The sequence below is a fragment of the Petrachloros mirabilis genome (genome assembly GCF_975968855.1).
The window spans coordinates 1-13,435 of record NZ_CDLUDY010000186.1; the positions used below are offsets into that span (position 1 = coordinate 1).

Sequence of the window (13,435 nt, forward strand, 5' to 3'; positions counted from 1 at the left end):
AGAAGCAAGGATCTAAATGGTCGAACCGACAAAGTAAAACATCATCATTTCAATGTTTATCAACAGCACAACAGCAATAAATTCAATGTCTTAATCGTTCAAGTCTGGCTCAAGCTGTTTTTCAAGGACACTCGACCCCATCAAAAGATCGTACGGAGCAAAGTCGTCTGTCAGTACCAAGCCCCTCTTCCACGGTTGGGTTCGGCGGGTGTGCAACAATGAAATGGCTTCAACCGGCAACCGCCGACGTTCCACGTATCTCCCTACCTTGTTCACAAATTCCGATTGATCATACTGTTTAAGCGGCGCCCCAGCGAAAAAGATGAGATTCTCGGAACGGGATGGAAGAGATTGCCAGGGTCCTTTGACCCCAAAGGATTCGATAGCGGAAAAAGATTCCCGCATTGTCTGAATGACGGCATCAGCACGCAACAAATCTCCCCCCTCGCCCGATGAAGCGAGGTTCACCGCTAATACCCCGTTTGGTGTCAGGTGAGCCTGCAACTCGGAAAAGAATTCCACCGTGGTCAGGTGAAACGGGATCATGTGCCGCGCAAAGGCATCCACCCAGATCAAGTCATAGCGGTGAGTCGATGAATTCAAGAAAGCTCTTGCGTCACGAACGTACACATGGTGCTGGGGTGGAGCACGGTAGGCAAAGTACTCCTCCGCCATCCTTACGACAACAGGATCGAACTCCACGATGTCCAGTTCGAGTTCCGGCCATCTTTCAGCCAGCCATTTCGCCAATGATCCTCCACCATGCCCGAGTATGAGCCCTCGTTTCGGCTCGGGAACCAAGGCAAGCGACGCAACCATCAACTGGCTGTATGGGAGAAACAGCGTGACCGGATCGGCCTTCCACATCACCGCATGGAAGGTCCGGTCCAACACCAAATACCGGAAGAGATCGTCGTCTCGGATTCTTACCTGCTGATAGGGACTGTCTTCTTGATACACGGGGGTTTTCAACACATGGATCGGAGAAAGGGCCCCAGCCCCTAACCCCACCATCACCAAGACTACGACTCCGATCACGGCAGGCTGTACGCTCGTTCCTTTTATTAGCCACCAGATTCCCATTAGGACCTGAATAGCCCCCAACCACGCTACCAACGACTGTGTTCCCATATAAGAGAGAAAGAAAAAGGCTGTCCCCCAAGTCCCCGCTAAGCTCCCGACAGTGGAAAGGGCGATCATGCGGCCGGTATGTCTGCCCAAATAGTCGAGATCTGAAACCGCCAACCGCAACATTGCGGGCAACACCCCGCTGAGCCCAAAAGCCGGTGGAGCCAGGAGCACTGCAGCGGCAATACAGGGGCCCCATCTGGGATCCTCGATGAAACCAGCCATCTTAAACAGTACGGGCTGATTGACCCAGGCGATCAGGAACGTCCAGCCACCGGAAAACAACAGAAGCCCCGAGAGGACTTTCGAGCCATGGTAACGGTCTGAAATCCACCCACCGAACGCATAGCCACTACTCATGGCTGCAAGGATGACCCCGATGAGCGCTCCCCAGACAAAGAGCGAATTCCCAAAGATCGGCGCTAACAAACGGCTGCCGAGGATCTCCAACGCCATGACAATCGCACCGGTCAATAAGGCCGTGAGCAACAGAAACCATCGTGGTGCGTGGACGAGACGTTTCTTGTCAGTCATTTATTGGACGATAGAGAGGAAATTCGGGGATGAATACACGGTCGCCAGACCTGCCTGCGAAGGAGGCATACTACTGATGGTCTTAGGAACCTGTCAACGTAGGTCGGCGAGACGATACCCCGCAACTATCTTTTTGGCAAGTTTGTTGCTCGGGTTTATGATCGAAGCTATACTTCTCGCTGTTGACTTGTTGCTTTAGAGCAGGAGGATCGTTGATGCAGATCAGTGTCATTGGAACCGGATATGTCGGACTCGTCACCGGCGCGTGTTTTGCGGAGTTCGGCGTCAATGTTCTATGCATGGACAATGACGCCAAACGAATTGCCAGGCTTGAAAAAGGCGATGTTCCCTTTTACGAGCCGGGCTTGACGGAACTCGTCTCCAAAGGTATTGCGCAGGGCCGCCTCGGCTTCACGACAGAGCTTACCCGATCAGTTGATCACGGAGAAGTCATCTTCATCGCGGTCGGCACTCCGCCAAAGAATGATGGATCTGCTGACCTTTCCTTTGTAGAAGAAGTCGGCCGCGGCATAGCCCGCGTCATGAACTCTTATAAAGTGGTCGTGACGAAATCAACCGTGCCTGTTGGCACCGGCACGTTCTTGCGCAAAGTAATCTCCGGAAGTCAGTCCAAGACACTGTTATTCGATATTGTCTCGAATCCCGAATTCCTTCGCGAAGGGTCGGCAATCGAGGATTTCATGCGCCCGAACCGAGTTGTCATCGGTTCGGATAGCGATCGCGCGGTCGCTCTGATGAAGGACCTCTATCGTCCCTTGTACTTGATCGAAACGCCCTTCATCGTCACGGATATTCCCACTGCCGAAATGATTAAATACGCCTCGAATGCGTTTCTCGCCACGAAAATTTCCTTCATCAACGAGATCGCCACGCTTTGCGAGCGCGTCGGGGCCGACGTGCAAATGGTTTCAAAAGGGATGGGCCTCGATAAGAGAATTGGTTCTAAGTTTCTGCATGCAGGCCCAGGATTCGGCGGGTCATGCTTTCCAAAGGACCTGGCTGCTCTCGTCCAGATGGGCGAGCGAGCCGGCTACTCCATGCAAATCGCCAAAGCCGCCGGCGAGGTCAATTCCCGACAGCGGGATCGGATGGTATCCAAGATCACGGAAGTGCTCGGAGAGATCAAAGGCGCGACTGTGGGTATGCTAGGCCTCTCTTTCAAACCAAATACCAATGATCTTCGCGAAGCCCCGGCATTGACCATCGCGCAAGCCCTTCTGGACCGGGGAATCAAAGTCCGCGCCTATGACCCCGCCGCCCTTGAAGAAGGTTCGCGTTTGCTTAACGGATTAGTGCCTTGCCGGAGCAGTTACGAAGCCGCGGAAGGGGCTGATGCCCTCGTGTTGATGACGGAATGGAACGAGTTCAGGAATCTCGATTTCACCAAGCTCAAGTCGCTGATGCGACAAACCGTCCTCGTCGATTTGAGAAACATCTACGAACCAAGCCGCGTCGCGAGTTACGGCTTCAGACACATTTCCGTTGGACGGCAAGAACAACCTCCGGGCTTGCAACAGCCATCATAGAGGATCATGTCAGCCGCGGCACCTCTGTTTTTGCCTGTTCTTTCGCCTTCTGTTTGTATCCCATGCGGTCCAACACCTTGAGAATGCGGGTCTTCAATCGATCATCGGCTTCAGTTAAAGCCGTAGCCAGCGGCTCGACGGCAGGTTTACCGATTTTGCGAATGATCTCCGTCACGGACTGCCGAATTTCATCCTCCTCGGATACGAGTAGAGGTACGAGCGAAGGAACGGCGGCCCCTCCGATTTTGATCAAGGAGTCGTACGCTCGCTGCCTGACATCGCCGACTTCATCATTCAACGCTTCCACCAGTGGACCGATAGCCCTCGGTTCTTTCAAATCGCCCAAGATCTCCGCGGCATATTTTCTGTTCAGCCAATGCGAATCCCTGAGATCCAACAGCATGGCATCCGCTTTCGCGGCGTTGGGATCCTTGGCCCGGATCCTGATGGTTTTCGCAATGCGTTTTCCGCCCTCCTCCACCACACGAATCGTGGCGCCGTCACCGACCTTCAGCTTTTTGAGATCCTCGACTGCTTCCTCGTCGACGTCCAATACGACGGTCTTCCCGTCGTAGGCGAGTAATTCCACCTCGACCTGTTTGGCTTCCGGATTGATCGCGACAACCCGCTCTGTAACGAGGTTAAAACCATCCTTCTTGATGCCGCCTTTAGGACCAATCTGTATGAGTTTTACCGGAGTTTCTTCCGCCATGATATTGTATCCTTTACATCGAAAATAAAATTACCGCGCCTCTTGCTTCCAACCCAGACTGGCCAACACGCCCTCAACGGTCTCTTGAACCATCGTGTTCTCGTCCTCGAGAAGCGGAAGCAGAGGGTCAATAGCTTCCTTGGCTCCAAGACGCGCAAGGGACTCCGCTGCGTTTCTCCGCACCAACCAGTCCTCATCCTTGAGCGATTCGATCAACGGTCCGACTCCTCTCGTATCACCAATCTTTCCCAATGCCTCTGCCGCATGGCGACGAACCATCCAATTATTCCCCAACAGTCCATCGATAAGCGCCTCGACAGCTCGCGCGTCACCGATCTTTTTCAGCACGCGCGCCACATCCTCACGAACCGTACTGTCTGTCAGCGCCTCGACGAGCCCCGGGACGGCCCGCGCATCACCGATTCGCTCAAGTGCCCACACTGCGGCCGTCCGCACCGCCCCATCCTTATCTTTGAGCGCCTTCACCAGTGGCTCGACTCCGCGTGGATCCTTGAGTTTTCCCAATCCCGAAGCCGCCTGCTCACGAATCGCCCACTCGTCATCGGATAGGGCCTCGATCAATCGATCAATGACGGTAGGCCCGATGCGCACAACCGCTGTTGTCGCGGCTTCCCGAATCAACACGTCTTCGTCGGCCATCAACCCGATCAGCGCCCCGACGGCTTCCTCTCCCATTTGGCTCAGACTGGCAATGGCATGGTCGCGGAGGGCTTCATTATCATCCCGCAGCGCCCCGATCAATTGCTCGATTCGTTCCGCTTGTTCCTCGTCACTCATCTTTAAGTCCTTCCTGGGCAGCAGCAGGAACCCCGTCCAGCGCCTCTAATTTATCGGCGATCAATCCAGCATTATAGGCCACCAAACCGTCTCGATCTGTTCGCAGCCGGTCGAATAAGTCCTTGTGGGGACGCAAGACCTCGACATCTTTGATCTTCGCCAACGCTTCCATCGCATAGACCCTCAACGGCCTGATCGGAATCGCCTCAAGATACAACTCGGTCGGTCGGGCATCGCCGATCAGCCCAAGCGACTTTATCGCCAATTCCTTCACTCCCGTATCCTTGTCCTGTGCCAACCGTTTCATTAAGGGCTCGACGGCCCGCACATCACCGATTTTCCCCAAGAGATCCGCAGCAGCTTCGCGCACGAGCCAATCCTCGTCCTCCAAATACTCGATTAAGATTTCCACTATCGGTCTTCCAATGCCAAGAAGATCGATCACGGTTGCCATGCGTGCTTCTTCCCGTTCGCTCGCCCCCTCGACGTCCCGCAAGCCGTTGAACGCTTCGTCGATACGTTCACGAATGGCGCTCAATTTCTTGAGGGTTCCAACGGCAATGTCCCGCACGGCCGGTTGCCCCATGGCGTCGATGAAGGCATCCACCGATCTCGGGTCCAGAAGTTGGTCAAGCATAGTTGCCGCTGTGACCTGTGCGTCAGGATCGGAGTGTTTCATCATTTGGCAGAGGGGCGTCACTGCGGTGGGAATGGCGCCGATCAAATGGCTTACCAGTTTCTTCGTCTCCTCTTCCCCGGTCTTCGGAAGCAACGCCACCAAGGCCGTCGCCGTCTCCGTATCCAGAATCCCCGCCATCTGTTCCAACGCTGAAGCTCCTGCTTTCCTCACCGATTCATCCGCATCTTCAAGCAAGCCGACGAGCGCCACACCGGCATGTGGATCCTTGATACGGGCCAACATTGCAGCCGCTTCTCGCTTGAGATCCGGTGTCCCATGACGAAGGAGACCGGTCAAGGCCTGCACGGCTTTAGGCCCGCCAGACAAGCAGGCCGCGGTGGCGCGCATACGCCGCCAATCCTCTTCATGGGTAAGCTCGGAGACGAGGGTTTCGATCGTTTCCTTTGACATTGACTCCAACCCCGCTCAGTCCGTCGACTCTAGAGTCGACCCGCTCTCCATCCGACTTTCGCTAAGGTATCTTTCACGTGAAACTGAAGATTTTCATCACTATATTGAGTCATCAGCTTCAATAGCGGGGGCACCACCTTTGAGCCGAACCTGACCAAGGATGCCGCGGCATCCACACGCGTTACTGTATGTTCCATCGCCTTCAGAAGATAGGGAATCGCTGTTTCATCGCCGAGCAGCCCCAATGCGCGTACCGCCGCTCCCAGAGTCACCATTTCTTCGTCCCACTTATCACCGCAACCGGTGATCATTCGGGATTCTTCCGGTCTGTTTACACCCTCGAGAACTCCGATTAACACAGGAACAGCACGACGATCACCGATCTGTCCCATTGCCTCAACCGCTAACGGCCGGAGACCGGGCTGTTTCATGGCGACTTGAAGAAATTCCAGGGCCCTGGGATCTCCGATCGAACCAAGGGCACGCACCGCATCTTCTCGAATGGCGGTATCCGGATCATTGAACAGAACCGACAGCAACGGCTCAACCGCCTCAGGCCTCTGCATCTTCCCCAATGCCTCGACGGCGTGGAGCCGTACAAGCCATTCCGTGTGGCTCAACGCTTCGAGCAAGGCGGGGATCGCGGCTGTCCCGATCGCCGCCAATGTCTTCGCCGCCTCTTCTCGAACCGCCTTGACCTTATCTTGCAAGAGAGGAATCAGAGGACCGACGGAACCGGAATATCCAATCCGTCCCAATGCCTTGGCGGCATGCATCCGCACGATCCAATCTCGATTCTCCAGCGAAGCGATGAGCGGCTCGAGCACCCGATCGTCCGCGATCGACGCCAGGATCGACGAAGCCGCCTCCTGAACTTCGAGTTGCGGATCCGATAGGCACAGCCCCAATACCGGAACAGAGGGCCCACCAATGGCAGTCAATGCCCCCTTCGCCGCTTCCCGGACAGAACGATCCTCATCGCGAAGCACCGATACGAGCGGAACCACCGCTCGGGCATCCCGTAACGTCCCGAGGACCGTCGCCGCTTCTTCCCTGATAGCCCAATCCTCGTCCTTGAGCGCGGCAATCTGCTCAGCCACGGTATCGGCCATACCGCATCACCTCGTTTTGAAGAAACGAGCCTAACACAGCCATTTTCATAGGGTCAACGGAACGGATTGAGGAAGCCGGACTCGTATCGATCGGCAACTAAATGCTACTGGCCGATTCTTGAGAGACGCGCCGGTTTCGTCTCACGGGATTCTTCAGCACCAGCCGGCAGGAGAAGATGAAACGCCGACCGCGCCCATGGACGCCCATGGAATGGACCGATTAACTGGATCGGGCCACGTCACCGGAAGGGCCGAATCGACCGGTTTCACCGAGAGGACGATCAACCCTGGCATTGTCGGCAGAGCTCGAGCTCACCGTCGCCTCTTCTTCAGGCAAGGTCCACCCGAGTTGTTCAAGCGTGTCGAGCACCAATTTCTTCAACGCGTCCTTTGCGCTGAGCCGAACCGAGGCATACGACAAAACTCGCTCGCTTTCAGATGTGACTTCAGATGCTTTCGGGTCGTACAGGAACGCGATCAAGGGTTCGATCGCTGAATCCCCGATCGCCGCCAGAGCTGCACTTGCTTTCTCTCGAAGAACGCCGTCTTTCAGCAACATGATCAAGTCCGGAATCACACGAGGGTCGCGGAATTGACCGAGCGCTGTCGCTGCAGCTTCCTTGATAAAGGCATCTTCGCTGACGATACAGCCCGGCGTCGGCGTCCCCTCCTGCTTGATCCCCTTCCCCTTCAAAGCATCCAAGACCGGTTGCAGCGCCCTCGGATCCCCAATCATGCCGAGCGAGGCGATCGCATGGCGCTTGACTGCTCCATCCTTCATTGCTTCAATCAGAGCGTCGATCGCGCGCGGGTCTCCGATCATGCCGAGAGCAATGGTGGCGTCTTCGCGGACGGCACGGTCCGGATCTCTCAGCGTTGCGATCAAGGCGTCGACAACTTTTGAGTCCCGCACCCAGGTCCGCCCGATTTGATAGTCCGTGGTCATGCCCCCAAGAGCGCGCGCGGCATGACATCGCACGACAAAATCCTTGTCCTTGAAACAGTCAATCAAGGGGTCGACCGACGGCTGCCCGATGTAGACAAGAGCAGTGCCTGCCGTTTCACGGACGATCTTCGAGGTGTCGCGAAACAACTTGATCAAAGCCGGGATCGCTTTTGGATCTCCGATCTTGCCCAGGGCTTCAGCGGCGGAACTCTTCACCGCTCCGTCTCGATCCCGACATGCGACGATCAAGGCATCGACCGCCTTCTTGTCGCGGATCTCTCCACAGGTCTTGGCGGCATGTTCCCGAACACGCCACCGCTCGTCTTTCAACGCCGCGATCATGCGATCCAAAACAGCCGTGCCCATCTTGGCCGCCGACTCGACGGCCTGATTGCGGACCTCCATGATCGGATCGTTGAACAATCCGATGAGCGCCTCGACCGCCTTGTCGCCGCCGATTTTGGCAACCCCACGGCCTGCAGAGGCGCGAACGGACCAGTAGTCATCACCGCATGCGCTGATCAATGCGTCCAGGCTTTTGGGGTCACCCTTCTCCGCAAGAATCTTTGCCGCTTCCTCTCGAGTGGCATCATCAACGTCTTCCAGCGCCTCTAGCAGATCATCCAATGCCTGTGCCATGTTTCATTGCCTCATGAATGCTTATTCGTAGTTGTATTCCCGTGTCCCGCCATGTGGGTAAGTCTTCTTGCAGCGAACGACCAACGTTTGCGTCCCTCGTCCCTCGACGCACTGGTCAAAGGCCTTGGAGAATTCCAATTTCCCCTCAAGATTGACGACAAAGGGAAAGTCGAAGGTAAAACTCACAAACTTGTACTTGCCCGGCTTCAGGGCAATGGTCTTCTTTTCGCTGGTTTTGTAGGCATCCATTGACTCGGGATCGGAATTGTAAATCGTCGGGGTCACGCCTGGGACGTACCACCAGGAGGTCGGGACCAGGACCGTCGGATCGATGGTGATCTGGTGTTCTTTTGTATAAGCCGCCGGAGGTCCGGCATGCACGGCAGAAACTGCCAACAACAGGATGCCGACCATGCCAAACAGGATTCTTGTGACCAAGCTCTGCCTTAAATCTCGCTCCATCATGGCTATCGCATTATTTCTGGAAGGCTGTTATTAGGAGCTGCCGCGATGAATTGATATTGGAAGATCTCCTCAACCGGTCGGCTGTCCCATTCTGTATGGGTTTGAAGTCCCAATGTCCGCATCACCGTAGCGCCGGTGTCCACGATCGAAACGTGCTGCTTGATGACATGACCCCTCTTGATGCCGACGCCGGACGCGATCCACGGCACCGAAGGCGCAGGACCATCCGCCTGGTCTTCCCCAGCATCGTGCCCTTCGGCACTCAAGGAGGTCACGAAGATCGTCGTGCGGTCAATCAAGCCCTTCTCCTTATAGATATCCAGGATGGAATGAATCGCTTTATCAACCGTCCGGAGCGCCCCCCTATATTCCTTCGAATCCCAGCCCTTTGCGACACCAACCCAGCTGGCTTCCGGGAGGTGGACGACGAGCAAATGCGGTAACGACAGGATCGCGTGCCCATATCCATGGCCGCTGGTCGCCTTTCTGAAATACTGCTGGATGTAGGAAACGATACGATCAGAATTGCACTCTGGTTTCAGCGGACCGCAGATTTGATAATCCGTGTAGACTTCAGGCCTTGCCAACTGATAGAGCGATTCATCCATGAGGAAAATCGCACTGTCGCGCCCCCCGCTTAAGTCCATGTAGTCGAACATGCTGGGAGCCCTGGGATACCCGCGGCTAAACTCGAAGCTGTTCCAGGTAACACCGTGCTTTTCAACCGGCATCCCTGTGACTAACGAAGCCATTGTCGGCAGGCGAAGGGCGGGCTTGACTCCCGCTGCCGACCAGGTGACCGAACCGTCCTTGACCAGCTTGCTCAGGGTCGGCATCGTACCGTTCTTAAGGGAATCCTTGCTGAAACCTTCGAGGACGAAAAGAATCACGTGCTCCGTTGGAGGAGTAGTCGGAACCACACCATCTCCCGATGCAGCTTTCTGCTGAGTGGCCGCCCAGGATGAACTGCAAGCTAACACAGCGGTCAATCCGAATACTCCGATTGCTAGGCCGCATGAAGACCAGGATCTGCTTCCCATGGCTAATCCTCTCATTACTACAAGGACAAAGGGGAATTGTACCTTAGCACGCGAATTTTCAGGAAGGCAAGCCAGGCCTCCAGCCGTTACTGATCATTGTTAAAACGGGAGGCTACTATTCAAGATCTCTTAATCTCAACTGACGCGGTGGTTTTGCCCTCAGCCTCCCCAACCAGTCCCGCGAATCAGAATCAACCGACTGCACGGACCTCCAACTGAGCGCCCCCCCTTTCATGTAATGCATGCCGTTGCAGTCTTCCCATGAGATCGGGTAGATACTTCTCCCATGCCGGTCGAGAATAACTTTCAACACGACGAACTCTCGAGAAAAAATCCGGGAGACCGACTGAGCTTTGCCGAGTTGCCCCAGGGAACGCCGGCGGATTCGCCTTCCTGGCAAGAATCGATGGAACGTTTAGGTTCGGCCTTCTCCCAGGCTGGTGTTCGGACTATCCTGTTTCTCCATGGCGCCATACACGGGACTGACGTGTTCGGCATGCAGCGGTTGGACGAAGTCGGCGGTCTCAGGAGAGGTTATTCACGCGGCGTGTCAGGCGTCGATGCCCTACTCGCTGCCATGCGCCAGGAAGAAAATGGCATACCGCTCCTCCCCGGTGGACTGAAACCGCCTCTGGCGGATGATGATGCGACAAAAAAGTTGCTCGACGACCAGATTGGTGACGCTGGGAACTTCACACATGCCAACGTGGAACTCTTCCGGAGAGCGATCAACAAGCCTCTCTCGGACCCGATCGTTTGTATCCGGCTCTTATGGACCGCCGAGCATCATCATCTCGGGAGAGCCGCCGCTGCCGTCCGTCTTCTTGATCAACTTCGACAAATCTGCGAGAAGCATCGCCTGATGCAAGGTCGGCGCATCCTCGTGCAGGCCCATGGCCATGCCGGTCTAGTTCTTGCTCTCGCTTCGAATCTCCTCTGCCCGAGCCAGATCAACGGGAGACCCAAGCTGTTCGCCATGCTGACGGCCTATGCGGAACAGTCGAACCGGTCGGACCTCACTGCAGCGATCGGACGGATCGAACCGTTGTTGAGAGGTGGAACGCTGCTGAACGGCGCGCAGTTGGACATCGTCACGTTCGGAACTCCCGTCCGCTACGGCTGGGATCCCTCGGGGATCGGAAAGCTGCTCCACATCGTGAACCACCGGAACCTCAGAACGGACGGGAAGACCTGGCTCGCGAAAATGGAATTACCTCAAATCACCATGGAGATGCCTATCGCCTGGGGAGGTGACTACGTGCAGGAACTGGCCGTGGCAGGCAGCGATGCAGTACCGATCGGCGAATCGGCAAAGGCAGCCAACAAGGCCATCTGGGAATTAGTCGAGCCGTACGATGGATTCGAACGGTGGTTGGAGTGCGCGAGGCGCGCAGTGCGGTTTCCGAGCGACGGGCGCTGCCTGTCGGTCGACTACAAGGACTCAACCGGCTCGACCAATCCGCGCGACCACTACTTCGGCCACGCCGTCTATACCCGCCGGGACTCGATGCTGTTCAACACTTCCCAGATTGTCGAGTGCCTCTATCGCTCTGCGTAAGATTCCGACTCCATCATTAAGCCTTTTTCCTTCTTCAAACCACCCGCACTCACAGAATCCCGTTCGGAGTCACAGCCTTTTCCCATCCCGCGCGAGACCAGGGACAGGCACCGGCGATGCCGGAGCCAGTCCCTGGTCACGGATGCGCCACGCGCCAATTCTTGCCGACACCCAGATCTATTTTTAATGGCACGGAGAGGCCGAGCTGCTTCCCTACCCCTTCCATCTCTCTCTTCACCAGCTTCTTTGCCTCTTCCATTTCCTTCTCCGGCACCTCGAAGATCAATTCGTCGTGAACTTGCAGAATCATCTTCGTATGAGGCAATTCTTCGTGCAGGACCTTGTGGACGTTGATCATCGCCACCTTGATCAGATCCGCTGCTGAGCCCTGTATCGGACTGTTCACCGCCATCCGTTCGCCGAAGCCTCGCTGCGCGGGATCGCCGCTCTGTAATTCAGGAATCGGACGGCGGCGGCCTAAGATCGTCGTCGTGTACCCCTTCTCTTTTCCCTCTGCGATATTCCTATCCATCAGGGCACGCACGGCGGCAAACTTCTCAAAGAAGGTGTCGATGTACTTCTTGGCTTCGGTCTGCGAAACTCCGATGTTTTGCGAAAGCCCGAAAGGGCTGATGCCGTAGACGATGCCGAAGACGACCGTCTTGGCCGCACGCCGCATGTCACGCGTAATCTGGGTGGAGGGAAGACCGAATATCTCCATGGCCGTGGCCATGTGGATGTCCTCCCCCCTGGTGAAGACGGAAATTAACCGCGGATCTTGCGAAAGGTGCGCCAGAATACGCGGTTCAATCTGGCTATAGTCGGCGCAGAGCAGCTCATGGCCCTTCGGGGCGATGAAGGCCTCACGGATCCGCAGGCCGTAATCCCCTTTTACGGGGATGTTCTGTAAATTCGGCTCGGTGGACGAGAGGCGTCCGGTCGCAGCGACTGTTTGATTGAGCGACGTGTGCAACCGCTTACTGTCGGGGGCGACCAGTTCAGGTAAGGCGTCGACGTATGTCGACTTGAGCTTGCTGATGCTCCGGTAGTTGAGAATCTGCGCCGGCAATTCGTGCTGCGTGGAAAGTTGCGTCAGCGTATCTTCATCCGTCGAGTAGCCCGTCTTGGTTTTTCGGATCGGCTTCAGTCCAAGCTTATCGAACAGGACCGTTGCAAGCTGCTTGGGCGAGTTGATGTTGAATTCGCCTCCTGCCATTCCGGCGATCGTCTCCATCATGCGATCGAGGTCGCGTTCCAGCTCTTTGCTGAGCGTGTGCAGCGCTTCGACATCCAACAGGAAGCCGTTTCGCTCAATCTCCGCCAGCACCGGAACCAACGGAATCTCCACGTCGGTGAACAGTTTCAGACTGCCTTGCTCGGACAGTCGTTGGGTCAACAGCGGCGCCATCTTGGCCAATGCCGTCGCGGCTTCCATGGCTTCCTCCCGCGAGCCGGTATCGACTTCAAACAGGGATTGTGGTGCGGCCTTCTCGTGATTCCCTGCTCCAAGGCGCTCCCCGAGTAGCTCAAAAGCGATCGTCTCAAGTTGGTGATCCCGGCGATTAGGATTCAGTAGATAATCGGCGATCATCGTATCGACGTAGGGACCGGCAAGGGTCACTCCGATGCGATGAAACGCCAGTAACGTAGCCTTCAAATCCTGGACGACTTTAGTGTGGACGTGATCGTGCAACAATCCGGTGATAGGGCGCACGAAGGTTTGGACGTCGAGCGGGATGAAGGCGGTCTTGTCTCCGCTAGAGAATGCGATCCCCTTGACCTCGGCTTGTACCCCCATGCCGCCCGCCAGCAAACAATGGACGCCGAGCGGGCCGCTTTCCGGTAACGTCGACACGAATCGCTGTG

The 13,435-nt window shown here is 56.1% G+C and carries 11 protein-coding genes; 2 read left to right on the forward strand and 9 right to left on the reverse strand.

Annotated elements, in window-relative coordinates; genetic code table 11:
• Nucleotides 1-90: 90 nt before the first annotated feature.
• Complete coding sequence (locus ACWVCN_RS07510; RefSeq protein ID WP_455244945.1) at nucleotides 91-1,662, reverse strand: fused MFS/spermidine synthase; 1,572 nt, start codon at nucleotides 1,660-1,662, stop codon at nucleotides 91-93.
• A gap of 215 nt (nucleotides 1,663-1,877) precedes the next feature.
• On the opposite strand from ACWVCN_RS07510, the gene ACWVCN_RS07515 reads away from it, so the two are divergent.
• Nucleotides 1,878-3,209, forward strand: a complete 1,332-nt coding sequence (locus ACWVCN_RS07515; protein WP_455244946.1) for a UDP-glucose dehydrogenase family protein — start codon at nucleotides 1,878-1,880, stop codon at nucleotides 3,207-3,209.
• Nucleotides 3,210-3,213: 4 nt separating this feature from the next.
• On the opposite strand, the gene ACWVCN_RS07520 is transcribed toward ACWVCN_RS07515, so the two are convergent.
• The 7 genes from ACWVCN_RS07520 to ACWVCN_RS07550 form a co-directional block, all read right to left on the reverse strand.
• Nucleotides 3,214-3,921 (reverse strand): HEAT repeat domain-containing protein, encoded by a 708-nt coding sequence (locus tag ACWVCN_RS07520; protein WP_455244947.1) that lies wholly within the window; start codon nucleotides 3,919-3,921, stop codon nucleotides 3,214-3,216.
• A gap of 30 nt (nucleotides 3,922-3,951) precedes the next feature.
• The gene (locus ACWVCN_RS07525; RefSeq protein ID WP_455244948.1) at nucleotides 3,952-4,719 is read right to left on the reverse strand and encodes a HEAT repeat domain-containing protein; all 768 of its coding nucleotides are present in this window, start codon (nucleotides 4,717-4,719) and stop codon (nucleotides 3,952-3,954) included.
• Entirely contained in the window at nucleotides 4,712-5,809 is a 1,098-nt protein-coding gene (locus ACWVCN_RS07530; RefSeq protein WP_455244949.1) for a HEAT repeat domain-containing protein, read from the reverse strand. Before ACWVCN_RS07530 ends, ACWVCN_RS07525 begins: the two co-directional genes overlap by 8 nt.
• A 29-nt stretch (nucleotides 5,810-5,838) precedes the next feature.
• Entirely contained in the window at nucleotides 5,839-6,921 is a 1,083-nt protein-coding gene (locus ACWVCN_RS07535) for a HEAT repeat domain-containing protein (protein ID WP_455244950.1), read from the reverse strand.
• Nucleotides 6,922-7,141: 220 nt separating this feature from the next.
• The gene (locus tag ACWVCN_RS07540) at nucleotides 7,142-8,506 is read right to left on the reverse strand and encodes a HEAT repeat domain-containing protein (protein WP_455244951.1); all 1,365 of its coding nucleotides are present in this window, start codon (nucleotides 8,504-8,506) and stop codon (nucleotides 7,142-7,144) included.
• 21 nt (nucleotides 8,507-8,527) lie between these two features.
• Nucleotides 8,528-8,971, reverse strand: coding sequence for a hypothetical protein (locus ACWVCN_RS07545; RefSeq protein WP_455244952.1), 444 nt, complete (start codon nucleotides 8,969-8,971; stop codon nucleotides 8,528-8,530).
• A gap of 2 nt (nucleotides 8,972-8,973) precedes the next feature.
• Nucleotides 8,974-10,011: an alkaline phosphatase family protein gene (locus ACWVCN_RS07550; protein ID WP_455244953.1), complete on the reverse strand. Its 1,038-nt coding sequence runs from the start codon at nucleotides 10,009-10,011 to the stop codon at nucleotides 8,974-8,976.
• Between the two features lie 286 nt (nucleotides 10,012-10,297).
• Between ACWVCN_RS07550 and ACWVCN_RS07555 the strand changes: the two genes are divergently transcribed.
• Nucleotides 10,298-11,569, forward strand: a complete 1,272-nt coding sequence (locus ACWVCN_RS07555) for a hypothetical protein (RefSeq protein ID WP_455244954.1) — start codon at nucleotides 10,298-10,300, stop codon at nucleotides 11,567-11,569.
• Between the two features lie 136 nt (nucleotides 11,570-11,705).
• Here the strand turns inward: ACWVCN_RS07555 and polA are convergent.
• Nucleotides 11,706-13,435 (reverse strand): DNA polymerase I (gene polA, locus ACWVCN_RS07560; RefSeq protein WP_455244955.1); only part of this gene is annotated, 1,730 nt, incomplete at its 5' end.

What these genes read in the sequence shown, in the direction of transcription:
- ACWVCN_RS07540 (WP_455244951.1), bottom strand. Translation starts at nt 8,506, where the DNA reads ATGGCACAGGCATTGGATGATCTGCTAGAGGCGCTGGAAGACGTTGAT.
- ACWVCN_RS07525 (WP_455244948.1), bottom strand. Translation starts at nt 4,719, where the DNA reads ATGAGTGACGAGGAACAAGCGGAACGAATCGAGCAATTGATCGGGGCG.
- ACWVCN_RS07555 (WP_455244954.1), top strand. Translation starts at nt 10,298, where the DNA reads ATGCCGGTCGAGAATAACTTTCAACACGACGAACTCTCGAGAAAAAAT.
- ACWVCN_RS07545 (WP_455244952.1), bottom strand. Translation starts at nt 8,971, where the DNA reads ATGATGGAGCGAGATTTAAGGCAGAGCTTGGTCACAAGAATCCTGTTT.
- ACWVCN_RS07515 (WP_455244946.1), top strand. Translation starts at nt 1,878, where the DNA reads ATGCAGATCAGTGTCATTGGAACCGGATATGTCGGACTCGTCACCGGC.
- ACWVCN_RS07510 (WP_455244945.1), bottom strand. Translation starts at nt 1,662, where the DNA reads ATGACTGACAAGAAACGTCTCGTCCACGCACCACGATGGTTTCTGTTG.
- ACWVCN_RS07530 (WP_455244949.1), bottom strand. Translation starts at nt 5,809, where the DNA reads ATGTCAAAGGAAACGATCGAAACCCTCGTCTCCGAGCTTACCCATGAA.
- ACWVCN_RS07550 (WP_455244953.1), bottom strand. Translation starts at nt 10,011, where the DNA reads ATGGGAAGCAGATCCTGGTCTTCATGCGGCCTAGCAATCGGAGTATTC.
- ACWVCN_RS07535 (WP_455244950.1), bottom strand. Translation starts at nt 6,921, where the DNA reads ATGGCCGATACCGTGGCTGAGCAGATTGCCGCGCTCAAGGACGAGGAT.
- ACWVCN_RS07520 (WP_455244947.1), bottom strand. Translation starts at nt 3,921, where the DNA reads ATGGCGGAAGAAACTCCGGTAAAACTCATACAGATTGGTCCTAAAGGC.